Annotated in this window: 25 protein-coding genes and 1 pseudogene; 15 read left to right on the top strand and 11 right to left on the bottom strand. The window is 57.9% G+C overall.

The window, feature by feature from the left end:
• Nucleotides 1-60: 60 nt before the first annotated feature.
• The gene (gene fabV, locus LIY36_RS07925; protein WP_192298662.1) at nt 61-1257 is read right to left on the bottom strand and encodes an enoyl-ACP reductase FabV; all 1197 of its coding nucleotides are present in this window, start codon (nt 1255-1257) and stop codon (nt 61-63) included.
• Nucleotides 1258-1565: 308 nt separating this feature from the next.
• Between fabV and LIY36_RS07920 the strand changes: the two genes are divergently transcribed.
• The 5 genes from LIY36_RS07920 to LIY36_RS07900 all read left to right on the top strand — a co-directional run bounded on the left by LIY36_RS07920 (nt 1566) and on the right by LIY36_RS07900 (nt 5181).
• Nucleotides 1566-2390, top strand: coding sequence for an aspartyl/asparaginyl beta-hydroxylase domain-containing protein (locus LIY36_RS07920; protein ID WP_226455341.1), 825 nt, complete (start codon nt 1566-1568; stop codon nt 2388-2390).
• A gap of 149 nt (nt 2391-2539) precedes the next feature.
• The gene (gene ppnN / locus LIY36_RS07915) at nt 2540-3913 is read left to right on the top strand and encodes a nucleotide 5'-monophosphate nucleosidase PpnN (protein WP_226455340.1); all 1374 of its coding nucleotides are present in this window, start codon (nt 2540-2542) and stop codon (nt 3911-3913) included.
• A gap of 172 nt (nt 3914-4085) precedes the next feature.
• On the top strand, nt 4086-4343 hold the full coding sequence (locus LIY36_RS07910; protein WP_226455440.1) for an AbrB/MazE/SpoVT family DNA-binding domain-containing protein: 258 nt from the start codon (nt 4086-4088) through the stop codon (nt 4341-4343).
• Nucleotides 4340-4735, top strand: a complete 396-nt coding sequence (locus LIY36_RS07905) for a PIN domain-containing protein (RefSeq protein WP_226455339.1) — start codon at nt 4340-4342, stop codon at nt 4733-4735. The genes LIY36_RS07910 and LIY36_RS07905 overlap by 4 nt, the downstream gene beginning before the upstream one ends.
• A gap of 71 nt (nt 4736-4806) precedes the next feature.
• Nucleotides 4807-5181 carry a hypothetical protein gene (locus LIY36_RS07900; RefSeq protein ID WP_192298657.1) on the top strand — a complete coding sequence of 125 codons (375 nt, stop codon included), beginning with the start codon at nt 4807-4809 and terminating at the stop codon, nt 5179-5181.
• A gap of 8 nt (nt 5182-5189) precedes the next feature.
• On the opposite strand, the gene LIY36_RS07895 is transcribed toward LIY36_RS07900, so the two are convergent.
• Complete coding sequence (locus tag LIY36_RS07895; protein ID WP_226455338.1) at nt 5190-5519, bottom strand: hypothetical protein; 330 nt, start codon at nt 5517-5519, stop codon at nt 5190-5192.
• Between the two features lie 88 nt (nt 5520-5607).
• Nucleotides 5608-6534, bottom strand: coding sequence for a LysR family transcriptional regulator (locus LIY36_RS07890; RefSeq protein ID WP_226455337.1), 927 nt, complete (start codon nt 6532-6534; stop codon nt 5608-5610).
• Between the two features lie 99 nt (nt 6535-6633).
• Between LIY36_RS07890 and LIY36_RS07885 the strand changes: the two genes are divergently transcribed.
• Nucleotides 6634-7305: an NADPH-dependent F420 reductase gene (locus LIY36_RS07885; RefSeq protein WP_226455336.1), complete on the top strand. Its 672-nt coding sequence runs from the start codon at nt 6634-6636 to the stop codon at nt 7303-7305.
• An 85-nt stretch (nt 7306-7390) separates the two neighbouring features.
• Here LIY36_RS07885 and mqo read toward each other — a convergent pair whose 3' ends face one another.
• Entirely contained in the window at nt 7391-9037 is a 1647-nt protein-coding gene (gene mqo, locus LIY36_RS07880; RefSeq protein WP_192298653.1) for a malate dehydrogenase (quinone), read from the bottom strand.
• A 497-nt stretch (nt 9038-9534) separates the two neighbouring features.
• Between mqo and LIY36_RS07875 the strand changes: the two genes are divergently transcribed.
• The 3 genes from LIY36_RS07875 (at nt 9535) to LIY36_RS07865 (ending at nt 12628) form a co-directional block, all read left to right on the top strand.
• Nucleotides 9535-10170: a Wzz/FepE/Etk N-terminal domain-containing protein gene (locus LIY36_RS07875; RefSeq protein WP_226455335.1), complete on the top strand. Its 636-nt coding sequence runs from the start codon at nt 9535-9537 to the stop codon at nt 10168-10170.
• Nucleotides 10171-10458: 288 nt separating this feature from the next.
• The gene (locus tag LIY36_RS07870) at nt 10459-11646 is read left to right on the top strand and encodes an MFS transporter (RefSeq protein WP_226455334.1); all 1188 of its coding nucleotides are present in this window, start codon (nt 10459-10461) and stop codon (nt 11644-11646) included.
• Nucleotides 11647-11788: 142 nt separating this feature from the next.
• Nucleotides 11789-12628: a hypothetical protein gene (locus LIY36_RS07865; RefSeq protein WP_226455333.1), complete on the top strand. Its 840-nt coding sequence runs from the start codon at nt 11789-11791 to the stop codon at nt 12626-12628.
• Nucleotides 12629-12987: 359 nt separating this feature from the next.
• Here LIY36_RS07865 and cysC read toward each other — a convergent pair whose 3' ends face one another.
• Complete coding sequence (cysC, locus tag LIY36_RS07860; protein WP_226455332.1) at nt 12988-13608, bottom strand: adenylyl-sulfate kinase; 621 nt, start codon at nt 13606-13608, stop codon at nt 12988-12990.
• A gap of 195 nt (nt 13609-13803) precedes the next feature.
• Nucleotides 13804-13989, bottom strand: a pseudogene (locus tag LIY36_RS27790) (hypothetical protein); the annotation flags it as partial.
• A 103-nt stretch (nt 13990-14092) separates the two neighbouring features.
• Here LIY36_RS27790 and dusA point away from each other — a divergent pair.
• Together dusA and tal are read left to right on the top strand one after the other, a co-directional pair.
• Nucleotides 14093-15112 (top strand): tRNA dihydrouridine(20/20a) synthase DusA, encoded by a 1020-nt coding sequence (dusA, locus tag LIY36_RS07855; RefSeq protein ID WP_226455331.1) that lies wholly within the window; start codon nt 14093-14095, stop codon nt 15110-15112.
• A gap of 175 nt (nt 15113-15287) precedes the next feature.
• Nucleotides 15288-16214, top strand: coding sequence for a transaldolase (tal, locus tag LIY36_RS07850; protein WP_226455330.1), 927 nt, complete (start codon nt 15288-15290; stop codon nt 16212-16214).
• 132 nt (nt 16215-16346) lie between these two features.
• On the opposite strand, the gene rssC is transcribed toward tal, so the two are convergent.
• Both rssC and rssB read right to left on the bottom strand, forming a co-directional pair.
• Nucleotides 16347-16829 carry an anti-sigma factor antagonist RssC gene (rssC, locus tag LIY36_RS07845; RefSeq protein ID WP_010566476.1) on the bottom strand — a complete coding sequence of 161 codons (483 nt, stop codon included), beginning with the start codon at nt 16827-16829 and terminating at the stop codon, nt 16347-16349.
• Nucleotides 16829-18010 carry a two-component system response regulator RssB gene (gene rssB, locus LIY36_RS07840; RefSeq protein ID WP_017737359.1) on the bottom strand — a complete coding sequence of 394 codons (1182 nt, stop codon included), beginning with the start codon at nt 18008-18010 and terminating at the stop codon, nt 16829-16831. Before rssB ends, rssC begins: the two co-directional genes overlap by 1 nt.
• A 276-nt stretch (nt 18011-18286) precedes the next feature.
• Here rssB and LIY36_RS07835 point away from each other — a divergent pair, with 276 nt between their 5' ends.
• Nucleotides 18287-18583, top strand: coding sequence for a PilZ domain-containing protein (locus LIY36_RS07835; RefSeq protein WP_226455329.1), 297 nt, complete (start codon nt 18287-18289; stop codon nt 18581-18583).
• A 60-nt stretch (nt 18584-18643) separates the two neighbouring features.
• Here the strand turns inward: LIY36_RS07835 and LIY36_RS07830 are convergent, their stop codons facing one another.
• Nucleotides 18644-19333: an MlaA family lipoprotein gene (locus LIY36_RS07830; RefSeq protein ID WP_192298646.1), complete on the bottom strand. Its 690-nt coding sequence runs from the start codon at nt 19331-19333 to the stop codon at nt 18644-18646.
• A 196-nt stretch (nt 19334-19529) separates the two neighbouring features.
• Between LIY36_RS07830 and LIY36_RS07825 the strand changes: the two genes are divergently transcribed.
• The 3 genes from LIY36_RS07825 (at nt 19530) to LIY36_RS07815 (ending at nt 20972) form a co-directional block, all read left to right on the top strand.
• Nucleotides 19530-20138, top strand: a complete 609-nt coding sequence (locus tag LIY36_RS07825) for an HAD family phosphatase (protein WP_226455328.1) — start codon at nt 19530-19532, stop codon at nt 20136-20138.
• Nucleotides 20139-20248: 110 nt separating this feature from the next.
• A complete protein-coding gene (locus LIY36_RS07820) occupies nt 20249-20515 on the top strand; it encodes a DUF4404 family protein (protein WP_192298644.1) in 267 nt (88 codons plus the stop codon).
• Nucleotides 20516-20765: 250 nt separating this feature from the next.
• The gene (locus tag LIY36_RS07815) at nt 20766-20972 is read left to right on the top strand and encodes a hypothetical protein (RefSeq protein WP_226455327.1); all 207 of its coding nucleotides are present in this window, start codon (nt 20766-20768) and stop codon (nt 20970-20972) included.
• Nucleotides 20973-21071: 99 nt separating this feature from the next.
• Here LIY36_RS07815 and queF read toward each other — a convergent pair whose 3' ends face one another.
• Together queF and copI are read right to left on the bottom strand one after the other, a co-directional pair.
• Entirely contained in the window at nt 21072-21902 is an 831-nt protein-coding gene (gene queF / locus LIY36_RS07810; protein ID WP_226455326.1) for an NADPH-dependent 7-cyano-7-deazaguanine reductase QueF, read from the bottom strand.
• Between the two features lie 61 nt (nt 21903-21963).
• Nucleotides 21964-22479 (bottom strand): copper-resistant cuproprotein CopI, encoded by a 516-nt coding sequence (copI, locus tag LIY36_RS07805; protein ID WP_226455325.1) that lies wholly within the window; start codon nt 22477-22479, stop codon nt 21964-21966.
• Between the last annotated feature and the right edge of the window lie 103 nt (nt 22480-22582).

The following is a 22582-nucleotide window of genomic DNA, read 5'->3' as shown; positions in this document are numbered from 1 at the left end:
ACAAGACAGCAGCCTCATGACACGGCGATTGAGGCTGCTGTTGTCGACCCCGACACCTATTTATGCAGAGACAAGACCATTGATTTTCACGGTCGGATTCACATCAGCGTCGTAGTCCACGCCCTCGACCTCGAAGCCGAACAAGCGCAGGAATTCAGCCTTGTAGCCGGCGAAATCGCTGATCTCGTCGACGTTGTCATCGGTCACCTGATCCCACAATGCTGCCACGGCGTCCTGGACCTTCGGCTCCAACTCGGCCAGGTCGGCACGCAGGCGGCCGTCGGCGTCGAGTTTCGGCTGGCTGCCGTACAGGCTGTCCTTGAACAGGCCGTAGACCTGCTCGATGCAACCTTCGTGGGTGCCCTGCTCTTTCATCACTTTGAACAGCAGCGACAGGTACAGCGGCATGATCGGGATTGCCGAGCTGGCCTGGGTAACCACGGCCTTGAGCACCGACACACGGGCATCGCCCTTCAGCGCAGCAAGGTTGTCGCGCAGGGTCAGGACTTTCTTGTCGAGGTCTTTCTTGGCTTCGCCGATGGAGCCGTTCCAGTAGATGTCCTGGGTCAGCTTTTCACCGAGGTAGGTGAACGCGGTGGTCTTGGCGCCTTCGGCCAGAACGTCGGCGTCACGCAGGGCGTCGATCCACAGCTGCCAGTCTTCACCGCCCATCACTTTGACGGTGCCGGCGATTTCTTCCTGGGTCGCAGGCTCAAGGGTGGTATCGACCACCACGCCCTTGTCGGTGTTGATACCCCGCAGGGTCACAGCCTTGCCGATCGGCTTGAGGGTGGAGTTGTACACTTCACCGGTTTTTGGATCGGTGCGGCGTGGTGCGGCCAGGCTGTAGACCACCAGGTCGATCTTGCCCAGGTCTTTCTTGATGGTCTCGATGGTCAGGCGCTTGATCTCGTCGGAGAACGCGTCGCCGTTGATGCTCTTGGCGTACAGGCCTTTCTCGACGGCAAACTTTTCGAATGCAGCGCTGTTGTACCAACCGGCGGAGCTGAGCTTGCCTTCTTCGCCCTCTTTCTCAAAAAACACGCCCAGGGTGTCGGCGCCGCAGCCAAACGCAGCACTGATGCGCGCGGCCAGGCCGTAGCCGGTGGAGGCGCCGAGGACCAGCACCTTCTTGGGGCCGCCTTCGATGGCGCCGTGTTGGGTCACGTAGTCGATCTGTTCCTTGACGTTCGCTTCACAGCCAACAGGGTGAGCGGTCACACAGATAAAGCCACGAACCCGCGGTTTGATGATCATAAAATTTCTGCCTCTTCCAAGGGGTCGATGGCCAGTGGTGGCCATTCAACTTCAATCGTACCGGTCTATGACGTCCGAAAAACCGAAGCGTCACGATAGTCGCAAATCTTCTGTTTACAAAATCCAATCGGTAAAACCCATATCCGGTGAAAAACTGTGTAAAGCCTTCACAATTTTGCAATATTTAAAACGACTCTGCGGCACCGGACGCCTTATCATGGCGCGATTGTTTCAATATGTTTCAAACCCCACCACTCGCGGCCACGGATACGGACCTGTCGAATGGCGTCCTGCCGGAGCTGAGCTGCATGAACACGTCTGCCCTACGCAAAAAAGCGGTGTCGATCGCCTGGATACTCGGCGTTTTGCTGATCATTTGCCTGTTCCCCCTGACCACCGCGGTGTTTCTTGGCCTGGTACTGGTCTGTGGGATCTACGACTTCCTGCGCAATGGGCTGTATGACGCCCCCACCATCAAGAAATACTTTATCGGCAGCGGCCGCAACACCTGGCTGCTGGCGCCGTTCAACACGCTGTTCGACCTGTTGAGCTCGCGCAATCGCCACGTTTATACGATGCACGACCTGCCGCCCGCCTGGCGCGAAGACTTGCAGCAAGTGATCGATGAGGCCATGGCCCACAAGGGTGAAATCATCGGTTACCTGGATGAACGCATGGCCGAGAAAAAACGCGGCATGTTGTTTTTCCAGTGGTACGGACGCCCAATCGAAACCACGCTGGACATCCCGAAACTGCGGGAAAAACTGCCATTCGTGAAGACCGTCGGCGTATCGGTATTCAACGAAAACCGTTCGACCTCCTTTCACTTCGGCCCGCTGCGCATGATGTTTCGTGTGCTTTACAACATGGCACCTGCCCCCCATCACGAGGGCGTGTACATCCAGGTGGGCCAGCACAAACATTACTGGCACGACGATCCACTGTTTATTTTCGATGACACGTTGATGCACGCATCCTTCAATAAAAACGACGCCAAGCGCTACTGCCTGTTTATCGACATCGTGCGACCAACGCCGCTGCCTTCGGTGCTCAAGGCCGTGATCGCGGGGTTTGCCGGGATGGTCTTTACCCTGCGTCGGGTTTTCTACAAAAACTGGAAGCTGATTCAGTAAGTTCTGCGGCATGATGGTGCGGGACGGTGTTTGCACTCGGCCTTGGGCCTGAGGTAAATATCCGTCTCGTGCGACCGAGTTCGGCGCCCATTCTTCTCTAGCCATCGCAGCCCATGGGGGTGCGATGGCTGCGCTTTCAAGGAATCAGAATGCCCCAACGTCAAGTCATCAATGCCTCCGTCAGCCCCAAGGGCAGCCTCGAAACCCTGTCTCAACGTGAAGTGCAACAACTGAGCGAAGCCGGCACCGGCAGTATCTACACCCTGTTCCGCCAGTGCGCCCTGGCGATCCTCAACACCGGCGCGCATATCGACAACGCCAAGACCATCCTCGACGCCTACAAAGATTTTGAAGTGCGCATCCACCAGCAGGACCGCGGCGTGCGCCTGGAACTGCTGAACGCGCCAGCCGACGCGTTCGTCGATGGCGAAATGATCGCCAGCACCCGCGAAATGCTGTTCAGCGCCCTGCGCGACATCGTCTACACCGAGAACGAGCTGGACAGCCAGCGCATCGACCTGAGCAACTCCCAGGGCATCACCGACTACGTGTTCCACCTGTTGCGCAACGCCCGTACGCTGCGCCCCGGTGTCGAGCCTAAGATCGTGGTGTGCTGGGGCGGGCACTCGATCAACACCGAAGAATACAAATACACCAAGAAAGTCGGCCACGAACTGGGACTGCGCAGCCTGGATGTGTGCACCGGCTGCGGCCCGGGCGTGATGAAAGGTCCGATGAAAGGCGCGACCATTTCCCACGCCAAACAACGGATTACCGGCGGGCGCTACCTGGGCCTGACCGAGCCGGGCATCATTGCGGCGGAAGCACCGAATCCGATCGTCAACGAACTGGTGATCCTGCCGGACATCGAAAAACGTCTGGAAGCCTTCGTACGTGTCGGCCACGGCATCATCATCTTCCCGGGCGGCGCCGGGACGGCCGAAGAATTCCTGTACCTGCTGGGCATCCTGATGCACCCGGACAACAAGGACCTGCCGTTTCCGGTCATCCTCACCGGGCCGAAACACGCCGCGCCATACCTGCAGCAACTGCACGCGTTCGTCGGAGCAACCCTTGGCGAAGCGGCGCAGGCGCACTACCAGATCATCATCGACGACCCGGCCGAAGTGGCCCGCCAGATGACGGCCGGGCTCAAGGCAGTGAAACAGTTCCGTCGCGAGCGCAACGACGCGTTTCACTTCAACTGGCTGCTGAAGATCGATGAAGGTTTCCAGCGCCCCTTCGACCCGACCCACGCCAACATGGCCAGCCTGCAACTGAGCCATGCGCTGCCGCCCCATGAGTTGGCGGCCAACCTGCGCCGCGCGTTCTCGGGCATTGTGGCGGGCAACGTCAAGGACAAAGGCATCCGCCTGATCGAAGAGAACGGCCCGTACGAGATCCACGGCGATGCGGCGATCATGAAACCGCTGGACGAGCTGTTGCAGGCATTCGTCGCCCAGCACCGCATGAAGTTGCCGGGCGGCGCGGCGTATGTGCCGTGTTACCGCGTGGTGCAATAACGCCATCAGTTGGTCATACGTTGTAGCGCTTTGGCCACGTTGCCGGGCGTGCTGATGCGGTGAATCGGACTAGGGTTCAGTTATTCCGATTCACACACTGCACGAGGCGCAACCTATGGACCAACGGATCTTGTCCTCCATAATTCCTTACCCTAAGGTAAGGAATATCACCATGGAGATTCTCACTATGGCAACCGCCACACTTACCTCAAAAGGGCAAATCACTATTCCCGTTCAGGTCAGGACCGCCCTGGGCCTGGAAACAGGCGACCGCGTGGAATTTGTCGAAATGGAAGACGGCCAGTTCTCGCTGATTGCGGCGAGCAAAACCGTGCATGACCTCAAGGGCCTGATCCGCAAACCCGCCAAACCCGTGTCCCTTGACGATATGAGCCGCGCCATCGCGGCGCAAGGGGCAAAAGCGCGATGATCGGCCTGGATACCAATGTGCTGGTGCGCTATGTCACCCAGGATGACCCTGTGCAATCGCCCAAGGCATCCGCGCTGATCGAATCGCTCACCACCCTGTCGCCGGGCTTTGTCAGCCTGGTGTCGGTAGTTGAACTGGTGTGGGTTCTGCAAAGTTGCTACCAATGCCTCAAGCAGGAGGTGGTGACGGTGCTGGAAACGCTTTTGCGCACCCGTGAAATCACCCTCGAGCATGCCGAGATCATCTGGCAGGCACTGCGCCGCTTCAGCGCGAACAAAGCCGATTTTGCCGACTGCCTGATCGAACGCTGCGGCCACGCGGCGGGGTGTGAGTACACGGCCACCTTTGACATTGAAGCAGCCAGGGCACCTGGCATGAAACGACTGGGCTGAACCGTAGTGTTGCGACGACATTGAGGCTTTGGTAAAAATCCCGTTCAACGTTGATCGAGAGAAAGACCCACGTGCGTACGCTTCTTCTCGCAATCCTGAGCATTGCATCGCCCTTGGCCAGCGCCAACACCATCATCTGGCCCGACCTCCCACAAACCTGCTTTGTCAGTGGCCGCTCCGCCACCAGTGCGGACGTCGATACGGGTTGTGCGGCGTTTCTTATCAATGTGAAAGGTGAAGCGGCGGGTACGCCGATCAAGCTGGATATTCCGCAGTACGCGATGCATGTCGACGAAACCACCGGCAAGGAAACGCCGGTGATCATCATCCAGGCGGAAGAGAACGGCGAGATCAAGGCGGTGGGTTACAAGGAACTGGGCACCGATCAGCTCGGTGCCGCGCTATTGCGGGAAGTTCGGCTGCTGGGTATCAAGAAGCCGAGCTAGCCTGGGGCTCAACGCACCCAGCCACCACCCTGCCAGTGGTAACCATCACTACGTTGCACCCAATGCGGATGCACGTAGCGATACCCCTCGCGCACCGGCTCCCAATGGCCGTGAACCGCAACGTAACGCCCACCCGCCCAACGCCAGTAACCGCGCGACCATACGTAGCCATAACGGACTGGCGGCTCGACTTCGATCACCTGCACGGGCGGCGGCTGCGGGGCAATCACCTCGACGTATTCACGCTGAACCGGCCTGCGTTCATGCACGACACGCTCTTGCACACACCCGGATGCCGCGACGACCACCGCCGCCAATGCCGCATAACGTAGCAACATACAAACCCCTCGGGCGTCATCGCCCTACACCTACACCGACAAAATCCCCCCTTGCTGCAGCCACGCTCCTGCTTGGCCTGGAGTATTTTTAACAGGTCGTGTCTGTCGGGTTGCTGAACCCATCACCGCCGAAACGCTGCAACACGGCCTCGACAAATCGCCGCAGCTTGGCCGTACGCTGCCGGTTGGCGGTATAGACCAGATGCATCGGCCGACTTGGCGCATCGAAGTCAGGCAGTACCCGGACCAACTCTCCCTTGGCCAACGCCACACGCAAGAAATCTTCCGGGCCGAGGACGATACCAAAACCATCCAGCGCAGCGGACATCAGGGCCCTGCTTTCGTTGATCCGCAAACGACTGGCAACCGGCACGGTGTACGACGTCGCGCCCTGGTGAAAAACCCACTCGCGATCCGCCGGGCGAGACCAAAAGGCGTAGCCCAGGCATTCGTGGTGCTCAAGGTCTGCCGGCGTCAGCGGTAGACCTCTCGCTGCGAGGTAAGCGGGTGCCGCGCAAACCACCAGACGATAAGGCGCAAGTGGTCGCGCGGTGAGGCCGGTGGTCGCGAGGGGACCAATGCGAAATGCCACCTCGTAACCCTCCTCCACCAGATCGACGAATCGGTCGGTCAGGTGCAGGTCGATTTCCACATCCGGGTGGTCGCGTAGAAATTGGGTGATCAAGGGCATCAGGCTGTAGGAACCAAACGTCACCGGCGCAGTGACTTTCAGCTTGCCGCGCGGCGTGTCGTTCATGATCTGCGCCAGCGAGTCGGCGGCATCAGCCTCCGTCAGGATATGTTTGCAACGCTCGTAGTACGCACTACCCAACTCCGTCAGGCTTTGCCGCCGCGTGGTGCGGTTGAGCAGGCGGGCACCGAGACGTTGCTCAAGTGCCGCGACGTGTTTGGCGACCATCTGTGCCGACATGTTCAAGCGCTCGGCCGCACGGGCATAGGAGCCTGATTCGGCAGCCATCACGAAAGCCTTCATGCTTGAAAGACGGTCCATCATTCCCTACTCCCAGTAACAACAGCGACACCAGAACGATCATTTATCACCAAATGGTTGCCAATCATCATAACCACTCCCGCAATTCACTGGAGCAAGGACATGAACATTGGCGTTATTGGAGCAGGATTCATCGGGCGCGCTGTTGCCCAGTTGGCCCTGGCTGCCGGGCACGAGGTGATGTTGAGCAACTCCCGTGGCCCACAAACCATGAGCAGCGTGCTCAGCGGCATACCCGGTGTTCAAGTCGGCCGCGCGGAAGACGCCGCCAAGTTCGGCGAACTGGTGCTCATAGCGATTCCCCTGGAGCACTATCGCGCCGTGCTCCCGCAATGGCTGGAAAGCAAGACGGTGATGGATGCCAACAATTACTATCCGCAGCGCGACGGGCACATCCCGGTGCTGGACCGTTTTGAAACCACCACCAGCCGGCTGCTCGCCGACCATCTGCCACACGCGCACGTAGTGAAGGTGTTCAATGCGATCTTTGCGCCGGAGCTGACCCAGGATGCGCGCCCTCACGGCGCCACCGACCGCCGTGCGCTGCCAGTGGCTGCGGATGATGCAGCGGCAAAGGCGCAAGTGATCCGATTGCTTGATGAGTTGGGTTTCGACGCGGTGGATGCCGGTGGGCTGGATGAAAGCTGGCGATTTGAGCGGGCCAAACCGGCCTATTGTGTCCGATTGGACCAGCACGCCTTGAAGGCGGCGCTGGCCGCAGCCGAGCGAACGGTGGAATTGCCTGCAGTCGAGCGGGTTCGCACCCACGGGTAACCTGCGCACAAAAAAAACCCGCTGACCGTTGCCGGTTCAGCGGGCTTTTTTGTTTCAGCGTGGTCCGTGGGACCACAGCTGTTTCTTACAACGCCAGGTCAGACGCCGGCTTGCTCGGCTCAGCCGCAGGCTTTGCAGCCTCGACAGCCTTTGGCGCAGCGCTTTGTGGGATCACAGGCGGTGTCGGCAGTTGCAGGACACCAGCGGTGTAGGCCCATTCCTTGGCAACCGCTTCAGGGCTGTCGTTCAGCTTGGTGCCATAGCTCGGTACGATCTGGTGCAGCTTGGCCTGCCACTCAGGGGTCGCAACCTTGTCCTTGAACACTTTCTGCAGCACGGTCAGCATGATCGGAGCCGCGGTGGACGCGCCCGGCGATGCACCCAGCAAGCCTGCAATGGTGTTGTCGGCAGAGCTGACCACTTCGGTGCCCAGTTTCAGGACGCCGCCCTGCTCTTCGTCACGCTTGATGATCTGCACGCGCTGACCGGCTTGCCACAGGCGCCAGTCTTCTTTCTTGGCGTTCGGGAAGTACTCTTGCAGCGCCTTGAAGCGGTCGTCATCCGACAGCATCAGTTGGCCGGCAAGGTACTCGACCAGCGGGTATTCACGAATACCGACTTTGGTCATTGGCCAGATGTTGTGGGTGGTGGTGCTGGTCAGCAGGTCCAGGTACGAACCTTCCTTCAGGAACTTGGTGGAGAAGGTCGCGAATGGGCCAAACAGGATCACGCGCTTGCCATCCAGCACGCGGGTGTCCAGGTGCGGAACCGACATCGGTGGCGCGCCAACCGACGCTTTGCCGTAGGCCTTGGCCAGGTGCTGCTCGGCCACGGTTGGGTTATCGGTCACCAGGAACGAACCACCTACCGGGAAGCCAGCGTATTCCCTGGCTTCAGGAATGCCGGATTTTTGCAGCAGGTGCAGTGCACCGCCGCCCGCGCCGATGAACACGAACTTGGCGTCGGTTTCAGTCTTGGTACCGTCTTTCAGGTTTTTGTAGCTGACACGCCACGAACCGTCGGCGTTCTTGGTGATGTCCTGCACTTCGCTCGACAGTTTCAGGTCGAACTTGGGCGTGGTTTGCAGGTGAGCGACGAATTGGCGCGTGATTTCGCCAAAGTTCATGTCAGTACCCAGCGGGCTCCAGGTAGCCGCGATTTTCTGGTTCGGGTCACGCCCTTCCATCATCAGCGGGACCCACTTGGCGATCTGCGCCGGGTCTTCGGAGTACTGCATGCCGGCAAACAGCGGGCTGGCTTGCAGGGCTTCGTAACGCTTCTTGAGGAACTTGATGTTGTCATCGCCCCACACAAAGCTCATGTGCGGAGTGGTGTTGATGAACGAACGTGGGTTCTTCAGCACGCCCTGCTGGACCTGCCAGGACCAGAACTGACGGGAGATCTGGAATGCTTCGTTGATTTCGACCGCTTTCGGGATCTCAACGTTGCCGTTCTTGTCTTCCGGGGTGTAGTTCAGTTCAGCCAGAGCCGAGTGACCGGTACCCGCGTTGTTCCAGCCGTTGGAGCTTTCTTCGGCGACGCCATCGAGGCGCTCGACCATCTCCATCGACCAACCCGGCTCCAGCTCATTGAGCCATACACCCAGGGTTGCACTCATGATGCCGCCGCCGATCAGCAGCACATCGACTTTCTTTGCCTCTTCCGCGTGAACGGACGTGATCCCCATCGACAAAGCCAGCCCCAGCAGGGCAGTGTTTACTTTCTTAAACATCAGTAGCACCTATGATAAAACGCCATCCGCCCCACTGCCCCTAATCATGGGCAACCCTCCTTCATGCTGCGCCAGGCAACGCACCGCGAGGTAGGGTTTGCACATTCACTTCAGGACCGCAGGGTGGGCACACAAGGCCGACGTATCGACCTCACTTTTATGTCCCTTCTGCGCTGACTTCTTATCATTATTGGCTTCAGCTACCTCGGCGACAGTCATCCGCCGGCACGTATTCGGGTGTACGTGCCGAGGAAAGCTCAAACCAAGATGGCGCGCAGAATATCATGCCCGAGGAGGATGGGGCGTCTGATGTGGACTCAGCGGTCGAATCCCGACATCGGCGGGCTACCGGAGGAAACGCCAGACCGGAGCAGATTGGAACCTTTCGCCTCCCGCCACAATCGATATTGTCATTGTCCGGTAACGCTGTAACAGCAAATGCATTTAACTAATCTACAATCATCGAAACGTATTAAAAAGGATCTCTCGTGAGAAGCATGACGAAGCCGAATAATCAATACAACGATGATGAAATAGATCTCCTGCCGTTCATCCATGCCTTATGGAAAAATAAAATAAAAATAATTATAGCCGTCGTAATTGGAATAGTGATTGCGTTGGCTGCGTTTTACTTTTCACCCCCTAAATGGGTTGCCAGCAGCTATATCACCAAAGGCTCGTTGTTGAGTATGTACAGAGAAGTGCGCAGCACCGAAACAGTGCCCGTCTCGACGACACAACCGATAGAAATCAAGCTCTACAGCTCGATCCAGGACGATGTGTACTACATCGCCATGGGCATCATGACAGCCAACAAGGTTGACATCGTGGGCACACCCCAACCCTACGTCCATCTGGCGTCGTTCAAGGCAAACTCAAAAGAACTGGCTATATCGAAACTGAAATCGATATTGGATACCGCCAACACACAGGCCCTTGCCCTCAGCCTACCGTCCCTGACGGTTGATCACAGCCTCAGGGCATTCAACACCCTGGGTAAAGTCAAAATAAAAAACGCAAAAGCCATAACACCGTATTTGGTAGCGGGTATTTTCCTGGGACTATTAGTAGGGTGTTTATTGGCCTTACTACCCCTGCTCAAATCTCATTATGAGCGTACGAATCGCGACTAACACTATTAATGCTGGACAGACCACAAGAACCACTATTTAAAAACAATCAGCGCATTCGCAGCGGTTTGTATTAAACACTCATCGAGGGTTCGAGCGATCGTATGAAATCCCTGCGCCACCACTCACTAACGACTCTTCTACCCTGCGCATTCTACGGACCAAACCATACCTGAACGCCAAGCACCTGAAAGCCCTGAGCTCTGGCGTGAAAAGCCTTTCCTAGACGCCTCCCTTGACGTTCTTTAGCATCACCGGCTTACCTTGCGCCCCTTGAGAACAGAGCATCCCATGTCCACCCAACAAACACTTGGGCACGTACTGCCCGCGCGCAGCGCCGCCAAAATGGAAGCGGCGATGGCCGTCGGCAGCTTCGCGATTGGTACCGGCGAATTTGCGATCATGGGCTTGATGCCCGACATCGCCAGCAACCTGCACCTGAGCGAACCCCAGGTGGGCCATGCGATCAGCGCGTATGCCCTGGGCGTAATGGTCGGCGCCCCGCTGCTGGCAATCCTTGGCGCCAGGCTATTGCGCAAACATATGCTGCTATTGCTGATGGGCCTTTATGCCTTGGGCAACCTGGCGACCGCCTTCACCCCGACGTTCAGCTCCCTGGTGGCGTTCCGCTTTGTCAGCGGCCTGCCCCACGGTGCTTACTTTGGGATTGCCGCCGTAGTAGCGTCCAGCATGGTGCCCTCGGACAAGCGCGCCGGTGCAGTCGCGCGCGTAATGATGGGCTTGACTCTGGCCATGCTACTGGGCAATCCAATCGCGACTTTCCTGGGGCAGCATCTGGGATGGCGTTCGGCGTTTGCGCTGGTGAGCCTGATCGCCCTCTGCACCATCGCCCTGGTCTGGCGCTTCGTCCCCGAGCGTCATGACGAACCGCGCAGCGACCCACGCAAGGAACTGCGCGCTTTCACCAAACCCCAGGTGTGGATGGCCCTGTCGATTGGCGCCATTGGTTTTGCCGGCATGTTCTGTGTCTTCAGCTATCTGGCCCCGACCATGCTCGAAGTGACCAAGGTCGCGCCTCAGTGGATCCCCTTCGGCCTGGCCGCATTTGGCGTTGGCGGCATCATCGGCAATATTGCCGGCGGAAAGCTGTTCGATCGTATGCAGTTCCGCGCCGTGGGGTTGATATTGGTGTGGTCGATGGCCGTGCTGGTGTTCTTCCCTTTCGCTGCCGGATCGCTTTGGGGTGTGTTGCTGGGCATCGGCCTGGTCGGCACCATGGTGTCACTGGCAGCACCGCTGCAGATCCGCCTGATGGACATTGCCCACGAAGCACCAAGCCTGGCGGCGGCGTCCAACCACGCGGCATTCAACTTGGCCAATGCGTTGGGACCATGGTTTGGCGGGATCGCGATCACTGCAGGCCTGGGGTGGACCAGCACCGGCTACATTGGCGCAGCGACCGCCTTGATTGGACTGGGGCTTTACCTGGTAGCCCGGCGGATGCGCGGAGGCGATTAAACGATCGAGACGCACCTGTCAATGAAACAAAGCCCAGCTGCGGATAGTTATTTATTTATCAGACAGGTTAGGTTCAGGTTGGATCCAATAGCACCTCACGTGTAACATTCCCGTCATATTTCCTCCATGACAAGGACGTGTTTTGATTTTCCCCGACCCAGGTGTGCTTCGGAGCTTTCCAGCAACACTCGACCACCGCAACGCCAGGATTTTTCTGACACAAGAAACAGATAGCAGTGTCGAGTTGGCGATCCAGAGTCTGATCGACAGCCGACACCAGCTACCGCACCGCATCAGCGCCCCGCTTCAAGGCATGGAAAGCGACCTTTTTGCCAAGTTTCAACCCCTCGACAGCCTCAAGCCAAAATTGAGAGTGACCCTCGGACGTGCCAAGCGCGACGGCGCGTTCGATTGGCCGGTCGAAGAAGTCATCAACACCTACGGCGCACAGAAACGCGGGGCCCCCGTCGCCAACTTGCTGGGCTTTGGCTATAGGAAATCGGCGATTGGCTTGATCCAGGAGTTTTTTATCTTCACCGAAATGCTCGATGACCATCTCAATGGTCTCGAGTGGCTAAACCAGAGCCGCGACATCCGCAGCCTGATCACGCGGTCATTCGACCTGCTTCGCGCCCTGCACGAAAAAGGCATCGTGCACATGGACTTCTGGGCAAACAACGTGATGATCAATTTTGACGACGCACGCCCCGCAAAGGCAATTGATCTGGAAAACTGCTTCCTCACTCCGGCGGACTACTTGGCCGAAGTATTAGCGTTTCAATTCGGGTTCTATTATCGCCGGGAAGTCTTCCGCTTTGTGATCGAACAGGAATACGACCAACTCGTCATGGACGAGTTGAGCAAATATGGCGATATCGATCGTCGTCGATTCGACAGCATCTATGCAGCAAGCAAGTATGAAAATATAAGCCGCCGAGCCAGACGGGAGATTTTTCATAAAGGCACGGTGACTACAGGGTGAGGCCAAATCCTGAATGCCATCCGGCAGCAGGGTACGGATTCAGTGACGGCAGCGCCGCAAGCATGGGGTTTACAGCGGCCTTATAGGGCATGTTGCCCCCAGGACTTTTTATCAAAATCCCGGCCAAGCGATAGTCTCAGACCTGAATATCAACTCATAAAGTCACTCAGCATGTACCAAGTCCAATCGTTTAATCCCAACAAAACGGGTCGAGACTTTATAGTCGGCGATATCCACGGACACTTCAGGCTTTTAGGCATCGTTTAAAAACATCGGGTTCAATACACGTCGACTGTTCTTCTGATGACGGGGCAGTAACACTCATTGAACTCAGTTTGTTCTGTGCGTGAAGCGGCTGATTACTTGTCAGTTCCAGGCAGGATATGTTCGTCCACATATTCAATCAGTCGACCCAAGCTGTGCTCAAACGTCTGGCCAGCGGTGTCGATGATCAGATCAGGGGCCAGCGGCGGCTCGTAAGGCGCGTCTATACCGGTAAAATCGCGAAGCTCTTTGGCCCTGGCCTTGCGGTATAGACCCTTGGGGTCACGCATCTCACAGGTTGCCAAGTCTGCCGCTATGTAGATCTCATGAAACGAAGTGTTGCAGGCGACGGCACGCGCACGCGCCCTCCCCTCACGATAGGGTGAAATAAACGCCGTGATGCAAATCATGCCCGCATCGGCGAACAGGGCCGCCACTTCACTTACCCGGCGAATATTTTCTGTTCTATCGTCTTCTGAAAAGCCCAAATTGGCGTTAAGCCCCTTGCGGACATTATCCCCGTCAAGGGTGTAGCACGCGTAACCCGACCTCAACAGGTGAGCTTCCAACGCCATCGCCAGACTCGACTTGCCAGAGGCGGAGAGCCCAGTGAACCAAAGCACCGCGCCGCGATGCCCCATATAATGGGCGCGCTCAGCCTGGCTCACATGGTGGCTGACAGAAGTCAAATTCTGGTTATTGACCGGCGAATTCATAAAATAGTCTAGCGCCTCACAACACATTGATTATGTCCGCCCGAGCATTCCACTCGGCAACGTTTTATTGTAGCCGGCAAACCTCGACGTCACTGCACCAGGCAATCAGCCAAAACCTCTTCCAAATACCCAGATAGATATTCGGCTGGAAAGGCGTGGGCTGCGCGTACTCCACCAACTCTGGCTGTTCAGCGCTGCATGGCCCAACCCACCTGGCTGAGCCAGCTCGGTCTCCCGTCGCTTGGCCCACGCCTGGGCGACCGGCTTACAATCGAAGGCTCGGCTTTCCTGATAAACTGTCTTGCCATCCCGATTGATCCGTATCTGCGCCGCGTAGGCTGTCGAGTTGTCCTTGCGCTTACGTGCTGTGATCGTGCCCATTTCCAGTTGCTACATTGCCGAATGTCGATCGCTACTACGTAGCTACCGACTTCAGAAAACAAGGGAACACGGGTAAAAACCGCCGTATAAAAGATCAGTATTAATGAACTCCGAAAAAGCCGAATCCCCAGCAAACGCTAACCTTTCCCGCTCCGAGCCCTCTCGCCGCTTCAGCGTCGCGCCGATGATGGATTGGACTGATCGCCACTGCCGTTTTTTCCTGCGCCTGCTGTCAAAAAACGCACTGCTCTACACCGAGATGGTGACCACCGGCGCGATCCTGCATGGCGACCACGAGCGTTTCCTGCGCCACAACGACGCCGAGCACCCGTTGGCACTGCAACTGGGTGGCAGCGTTCCGGCGGACTTGGCGGCCTGCGCCCGGATGGCCGAGGCCGCCGGGTATGATGAGGTGAACCTGAACGTTGGATGCCCCAGTGATCGCGTGCAGAACAATATGATCGGCGCGTGCCTCATGGGCCATCCGGCGCTGGTGGCAGATTGTGTGAAGGCAATGCGCGATGCGGTGTCGATTCCGGTAACGGTGAAGCACCGCATCGGGATCAATGGCCGGGACAGCTACGCCGAGCTGTGTGATTTTGTCGGGCAGGTGAAGGACGCAGGCTGCACCAGTTTTACCGTGCATGCGCGCATTGCGATTCTGGAGGGTTTATCGCCCAAGGAGAATCGGGATATTCCGCCCTTGCGTTATGACGTGGCGGCGCAGCTGAAGCGGGATTTTGCCGAGCTGGAGATCATCCTGAACGGTGGAATCAAGACGCTGGAGCAGTGCCAGGAGCACTTGCAGACCTTTGACGGGGTGATGCTGGGGCGCGAGGCGTATCACAACCCCTATGTGCTGGCGCAGGTCGATCAGCAGCTATTTGGCAGCACGCAGCCGGTGATCACGCGGGCGCAGGCGCTGGCGCAACTTCGGCCGTATATCGCGGCGCATTTGGCGACAGGCGGTTCGATGCACCACATCACCCGGCATGTGCTGGGGCTGGGCACCGGCTTTCCTGGAGCGCGCAAGTTCCGGCAGTTGCTGTCGGTGGATATTCACAAGGCTGCCGACCCACTGGCACTGCTCGATCAGGCAGCCGCTCTGCTGGATGGGCGCTGACCATTAGCGGAGTTGAACCTGCCAGCCTTTTCGCCCTCCTATTAAACCGTCAGGCCCGCTATTCAGATGACCGTTCCCAGGTTGTTGCCACGGCGGGCCGATGAACGCATTTGCGCCCTTGAGCGGCTGTCAGCGCTCGGGTAATGTCATCAGACCCACAGGACAGAGCACGCCCATGACTTCCAAGCTGGAACAACTCAAGCAAATCACCACTGTCGTAGCCGATACCGGCGATTTCGAAGCTATCGCCCGGGTCAAACCGCAGGATGCCACCACCAACCCGTCCCTGCTGCTCAAGGCGGCGTCGATTCCGGCCTATGCCAAGCTGCTGGATGAGTGCGTGAAAGACTGCAACGGCGACGTTGGCCTGGCCAGTGACCGCTTTGCGGTGGCCGTGGGCCAGGAGATCCTGAAAGTAGTCCCGGGGCGCATCTCCACTGAAGTGGATGCACGCTTGTCGTTCGACACTGACGCCGTACTCAAGCGTGCGCACCGTCTGATCGATCTGTACGAAAAAGCCGGCGTTGGCCGTGACCGCGTACTGATCAAGATCGCCTCCACCTGGGAAGGCATCCGCGCCGCAGAGAAGCTGGAAAAAGAAGGCATCCAGACCAACCTGACCCTGCTGTTCTCCTTCGCCCAAGCGGTGGCTTGCGCGGAAGCGGGCGTGTTCCTGATTTCGCCGTTCGTGGGTCGCATCTACGACTGGTACAAGAAGGCCAACGGCACCGACTACACCGGCTCGGAAGATCCAGGCGTGCAGTCGGTGACGCGCATCTACAACTACTACAAGGCCAATGGCTACAAGACCGTGGTGATGGGTGCGAGCTTCCGCAACCTGAGCCAGATCGAAGAGCTGGCCGGTTGTGATCGCCTGACCATCAGCCCGGACCTGCTGGAAAAACTCGCTGCCGATACCGGCAAGCTGGAGCGCAAGCTGTCGCCCGGCCATGCCGGTGAGCCACGCGTGCATTTGACTGAAGCGCAGTTCCGCTGGGAATCCAACGAAGACGCGATGGCAACCGAGAAGCTGGCCGAAGGCATTCGCCAGTTTGCGCGTGACCAGGAGAAGCTGGAGGCGCTGTTGACTGCCAAGCTGTAAGGCAGCAGCAACAAAAAGGGCGGCACCTGTGAAGGTGCCGCCCTTTTTTGTCTGTTTGGAAGTGCGCTGATCGATCTGGCGCTATCGGGGCGAGCCCCCTTCCATATTTGGGACGTATTCCTACACAGGAGATCAGTGGCGCTCGAGGGCATTGACGAGGTCGTGAAACGCCTCGCGGTTGGACTCGTTCAAGCCCATCAGGATCTTGTGCGCTTCCAGCACCTTGATGCGTACCACCTCCTCGGACTGGTCCTGGGACGGCAAGTCAGTCAGGCATTCCGGGCACGGAATCGGGCGATCAACGATGTTGAACACCTGATCGAAGCCCATGGACTGCAACAGCCGGGTGATGTCTTCGTGGGTGGTGACCACCGTCGGCAACAGGCCGACCTTCTGCCGCGACAGAATGGACAACTTGGCCAACAACCCAAGGGTCGTGCTATCGATGCTGCGGGTTTCGGTCAGATCGATCACGATCGCCGAAAAATTCAGCGCGGTGAAGATCCGCTCGATCGTCGCATCCAGCGCCGAACACAAGGTCAGGCGCACTTCACCGACAAACTTCAGGACAAAGGTCCCGTCTTGCTCGGCGAATTGGATTCTTCCGGTACTCATCAAAGATTCCTGCTCAACACCAATAGGGCGATATCATCCGGCATCTCCCCTAGCGTGGCCAATCCAAAAACCTGCCGCAGGCCATCCAGGCTGCCGCCCGCCGACTTGACCTTTTGGGGCAAGGCAGCTTCTTTCTCCTTGAGTGTAGGCTCTGGAAGAAGGTCGAGGATGCCATCGGACATCAGCGTCAAGCTGAACGTCGGTGGCAGTTCCAGGATGTGGTCTTCGTAGGTGGCTTCGTTAAACAAGCCTACGGGCAGACCCCGTCCTTCCAGGTAACGCACACTGTCAGGCGTGTACAACACAGGCATCGGCAGGTGACCACCAATGCTGTAGGTCAAAAGACCGGTTTCTTCATCAATCACGCCGCCCACCATCGTTACGTGCTTGCCCAGCTTGCAGCTGATCAGGCCTCGGTTGATGTGGCCCAGCACCTCGGACGGGGTGAACTCCGGCAAGGTGCCATTGCGCTTGGATTCGAACAGCAGCCGCGTGGTCATGAACTTCAACAACACGGTGACAAAAGCAGAGGAAGCACCATGGCCGGAGACATCGGCCAGGTAGAACGCGACACGCCGCTCATCAACGCGGAAGTAGTCGACAAAATCACCCGACAGGTACAAGGACGGAATGATCTGGTGGGCAAACTGAAACTCGTCAATGGTCCACGGGCTCACCGGCAGCATGTTCATCTGCACCTGGCGACCGGCGTTCTGGTCTTCCTGGAGCAGGTTCAGGCTGGCTTCGAGTTCGCGGTTGGCGGTTTCGAGCTTTTCGCGGTAGCGCTGGTTTTCCAGCAGCAGGCGTGCACGATCCAGGGCACGACGCACCGAGTGCTCCAGCACCGCGAGGTCTTCAAGGGGCTTGATCAGGTAGTCGGCAGCGCCCAGGCGCAGAGCCTCGACCGCATCGTTCATCACCCCGGCACCGGACACGACAATCACCGGCGTCTGCGGCGCGAGCTCGGTCACCTGGCGAATCAGCTCCAGGCCGCCCATCTGGGGCATGCGCAGGTCGCAGATCACAAGGTCGGGCTTGTCGCGCTCGAATACCTGGAGACCCTGTTGGCCATTGCTGGCCTGCAGGACGCTGAAGCCACTGTCTTCCAAATAGGCCGCGAGACTCGCGCGCACTACTTCGTCGTCATCGATTATCAGCAGCGTGGCACTGGTTTTTTGCATGTGGGCAAACGGCGCCAGAATTAGGTTGGCGTAGGTGGCGCGACAATGGCCGGGCGCACTTACTGGATTCGCTTTCTAGCCTCTCTGTCCTACAAAGCATGGGCATTTGGCCCACGCACAACGGTAAAGCAGAGGTGCCCTTCTAAGGCGCAGACGGTACTCCCATCCGTCTGGGGTTTCAAGCTCATGCCGATGGTCGCCAAGCGTCTTTACATCGCAAATCACCGAGAGTTATAAGAACAGCCACGACCACAACACAAAGTAAGGATGGAACCCGTGAGCCAACACGAGCGCGACTACGCCGAAAAACGCGATTTCATCCGCATGCGAGTGGATGCCGATGTGTCGCTGATCCACGCCGGGCAGGAGATTGCCGGGGTTTGCGTGGACCTTTCCAGTTCCGGCATGCAGGTGCAGGCACCTCGCCAATTCCAGGTAGGCGACAAACTGACTGTACGCATCGATTCCGAGCACAGCGCCCTCACGGGACTGGAAGCGGACACCGAAGTGGTCTGGACCAAGACAAACGGCCCAGACCAGCACCTCGGGCTCAAGATCCTGAAAATGTACTGAAACCTGCCCACAAAAAAGGCGACCATCGAGGTCGCCTTTTTCGTTTCAAAACATCACGGCTTAAAAGTCGTCGACGACCTTGCCGTCCTTGACCTTGAACTCGCGGTTCTGCAGGTAAGCATTGCGGATGAACGTGTACTTGTCGCCGGTGATCAGCTTCTCGCTGTCCAGCAGGCTGGCACGGGTATCGACAACGTTCAGACCAAAGGTGCTGTTGCGCCAGCCGATGTCGTTCATATAGCGGTACGGCTGGGTGTAGCTGTCTACGTATTTGGACGGTGCATCACGCAGGGTGCTTGGGCCCAGCAGTGGCAGCATCACATAAGGACCACTGCCGACGCCCCAGTAGCCGAGGGTCTGACCGAAGTCTTCGTCACTGCGTTGCAACCCCATTTTGGTACCGACGTCGATAAAGCCGAGCACACCAAACGTGGTGTTCATCAGCAAGCGCGCCGTGTCCACACCCGCCGCATGCGGCTTGAGCTGCAGCACGTTGTTGGCCAGGTTGCCGACATCGCCGATGTTACGGAAGAAGTTATGAACGCCGTCCTGCATGAATTGCGGCGTCACGAACTGATAACCCTGGGCCAATGGCTTGAGCGCATAGGTATCAACGGTGTCGTTGAAGGTGAAGATCGGGCGGTTGACGCTTTCCCACGGATCATCTTCCGAGGCGGCCTGTACAGCGAACGGGGCCAGCAGGACAGTGGCACACACCGACAGCTGAGCGAAATAGTGGCTCCAGCGCATAGCTTTTGCTCCTTAAGGGTCTGTCATGGGCGCTATGCCCTGAATAAGTCGGTGAGTATATGACGGAAGTGTCCATTTACGCAGCAGTCGGGGAAACGTCCTGTCTAAAATGCACAAAATTCCTACAATTGAGGCCCTGTGTCATCCACTTGTCATCCCATGCCGATAGCGTCAGAGCTATTTCAGGGATGTCGACATGCCTCACGCCGAGATTGCCATCGCCAGCGCGCCTGCCTTGACCGCTGTATTGTTCGGCCTGAGTGGCTGCCTGGTGGACTTCGGTTCCCAGGCACGTACCGATTCGCCCTCGCCGGGCTCCCACGCCACGCCGGGCGCCCTGAGCATCCTGCGCAGCCTGCATGAACAAGGCGTGCCCTGCGCCTGGCTGGATGAACTGCCCGCCTGCGTCACCACACCACTGGCCGCCGTATTGCCGGGCTGGCTGAAAGCCGCATCGCCCTCTGCCATCCGTTGGCCTGCGCCTCACGCCTGCTGGCAAGCCTTGATGGAACTGAACATAGAACGCCTGGAAGGCTGTGTGCTGGTCAGCGGCGAACCGCGCTTGCTGCAATCGGGGCTCAACGCCGGCCTGTGGACGATTGGCCTGGCATCCTGCGGCTCGCTGTGCGGCATGGCCCCGACACAATGGCAGGCATTGAGCGAGCAAGAGCGCGAGCACAAGCGCGGCAAAGCCACCGTGGCCCTGTACGGGCTGGGCGTGCACTCGGTGATCGACCACCTGGGCGAACTCGGCACCTGCCTGGCCGACATCAGCCTGCGCCAACTAAAAGGCGAGAAGCCCTGACACGGATCATGCACGGTTGGCGCCAGTGGATTAATCTACAGGTCAGCCCGTAGACCTTTCTCGGCGTACCGTGGTCTATGTCAGTGCCTATCGATAAAAGGAAACACGTCATGCCTGATCGCAAAAAACTGGAAGAACAGGTCGAAATCCTGCGCGGGCAGTTGGAACAGGAACCGCCGCTGTCGGAAGAAAAACGTACAGCATTGCAAGCCTTGATTGCCAAGTTCGAATTACAACTTGAACTTGAGCCGGCCACCCAGACACCGAGTATTTCCGATGATGTGAATCAAGCGGCCATTGAGTTCGACGCTGAGCACCCGGTGATTTCCGGGACCTTGCGCAATATCATGGTCACCTTGGGCAATATCGGGATCTGACGGCATAGCACCTGAAAATCAACATCTATCAGAGCTGCATTTGCGCGGATCCCTCTCGGCAAACAATTGAAAACCGATGCCTAAGCGGGCGTCGGCTTTTTTTTGCTCAGAAATACGCCTTCCCTTTTGTAGAATCATAGCGTCGCTTTTGCGGGAAATTTCATCATCGACGGGAACCCAAACCACGGAGCTTGCCACTGAGGTTGTGAGAGGAATGGTCCTTTCAATTAACTTTGGAGCTTTACTTATAATGAGTGCCGTATCGAGCGCATCGCCAGCTTTTCAAGTAATGCAACAGTATTTTCAGCAGAACGAGATAGATGCAGGGCAGCAAGAGGCTATGAAAGGCAAAGGAACTGAGCCTTCATACTCAATTTCGAGGAGCTATGGTGGGGCTACAGACGAGAATGATCGATATTTCCCAGTTGGCGATGGCAAAGAGAAAATCACATACTGATACCCACGAAACGCCGTCTATCCACGCACATTAGGCATAGATAAGAAAGTGGCGGGAGGAACCACTCCCCCCACTCCTGAAGAGTGACGTTTTCCGGCTTTACTGACGCGCCAGGCGCACGTTCTGGAACGCCACATCTTCAGTACTGCGATACGGGTTGATATCCAACCCGCCCCTGCGAACATACCGCGCATACACGGTCAGTTTTTCCGGCTTCAGCAAGCGCTGCAAATCCAGGAAGATGCGCTCCACGCACTGCTCATGGAAGTCAGAGTGCTGGCGAAAGCTCACGATATATTCCAGCAAGCTCGCGTGGTCCAACGCGCGACCCCGGTATTCGACCACCACACTGCCCCAATCGGGCTGGCTGGTCACCGGGCAGTTGGATTTGAGCAGGTGGCTATGCACGCTCTCCTCGACAATCCGCGATTCATCGCAACGCAGCAGTTCCGGGCGTGGGTGTTCGTAGTTGCTGACGCTGATGTCCAACTCATCAATGCACACACCGGGCAACGCCATCACGCCTTCGGCCTCGATCTCGGCCAGGCTGCGGATGCGCACGCTCACTGGCTTGCCGGCGGCGGCGCCGAGGTCGGTACGCAAGGTCGCTTCCAGGCTTGCCGTATCGGCAAACGCGGTCTGGTTCAACGAGTTGAGGTACAGCTTGAAGGACTTGGACTCAATGATATTCGGCGAGTCAGCCGGGATGCTGAACTCACCGATGGCCACCACCGGCTTGCCCGACGGCAGCAGCCAGGACAGTTCGAAGCAGTTCCAGAAATCCACGCCTTTGTATGGCAGGGTCTCGGCACTCAGGCCCAGCTCGGCCCATTTGGCGGCGCGAGGGATCGGGAACAACAACGACGGGGTGTAGGTGGAGATGTATTCACTGGACTTGCCCAGCGGCGAATGTTCGGCTGCGGGATGCATGGCGGAAACCTGGCTAAATAAACGCCGCCAGTCTACCAGCCTTTGCCCCCGCCTTTGCGGCCTACTCGACGTTCAGCTTGCCAACCATGCCCGCCTGATAATGCCCTGGCAGGTTGCAAGCAAACTCCAGGCCCGTGGACTGGGTGAACGTCCACGTCAACTCGGCGGTTTTGCCGGGCTCGACCAACACGCTGTTGGGATCATCATGCTTCATCATTGCGCCATGGCCCATGGCGCTGTGATCCATCTTGCCCATGCCAGTGGCGGTGAGCATACCGCTGGCCTGCATCTGCAACATTTCCTTCTGGTGCTGGGCATGCATCGCCGCATCGCCCAGGTTGAATTCGTGCAGCAACTGGCCTTTATTCACTAGGACAAAGCGCACGGTCTCACCGGCCTTCACGTCCAGTGACTTGGGCGAAAAAGCAATGTCCTGCAGGGTCACTTCCACGGTACGCGTGGCCTGCTCGGCAGGGGCCGCGTGGCCGAAGGCAAAGGTATGTGCCGCATCCGCCATCGCACCAAAACTCGCCACCAACAGGCAACCTGCCAACATCAGGGGTGTACGCAATGCCATCTCAACTCTCCAAAAATGTGTAACCCGCTTGGACAGCACTCTAAGATGAGGCCGCTGCCAGCCAGCTGACTGCTAGATTACAACTTTGTCAGGTTGCGCCCTG

The organism is Pseudomonas sp. AF03-9 (assembly GCF_020515815.1).
GTDB lineage: Bacteria > Pseudomonadota > Gammaproteobacteria > Pseudomonadales > Pseudomonadaceae > Aquipseudomonas.
Note: the sequence above shows the minus strand (reverse complement) of the source record. Positions and strands in the feature narration are given on the sequence as shown.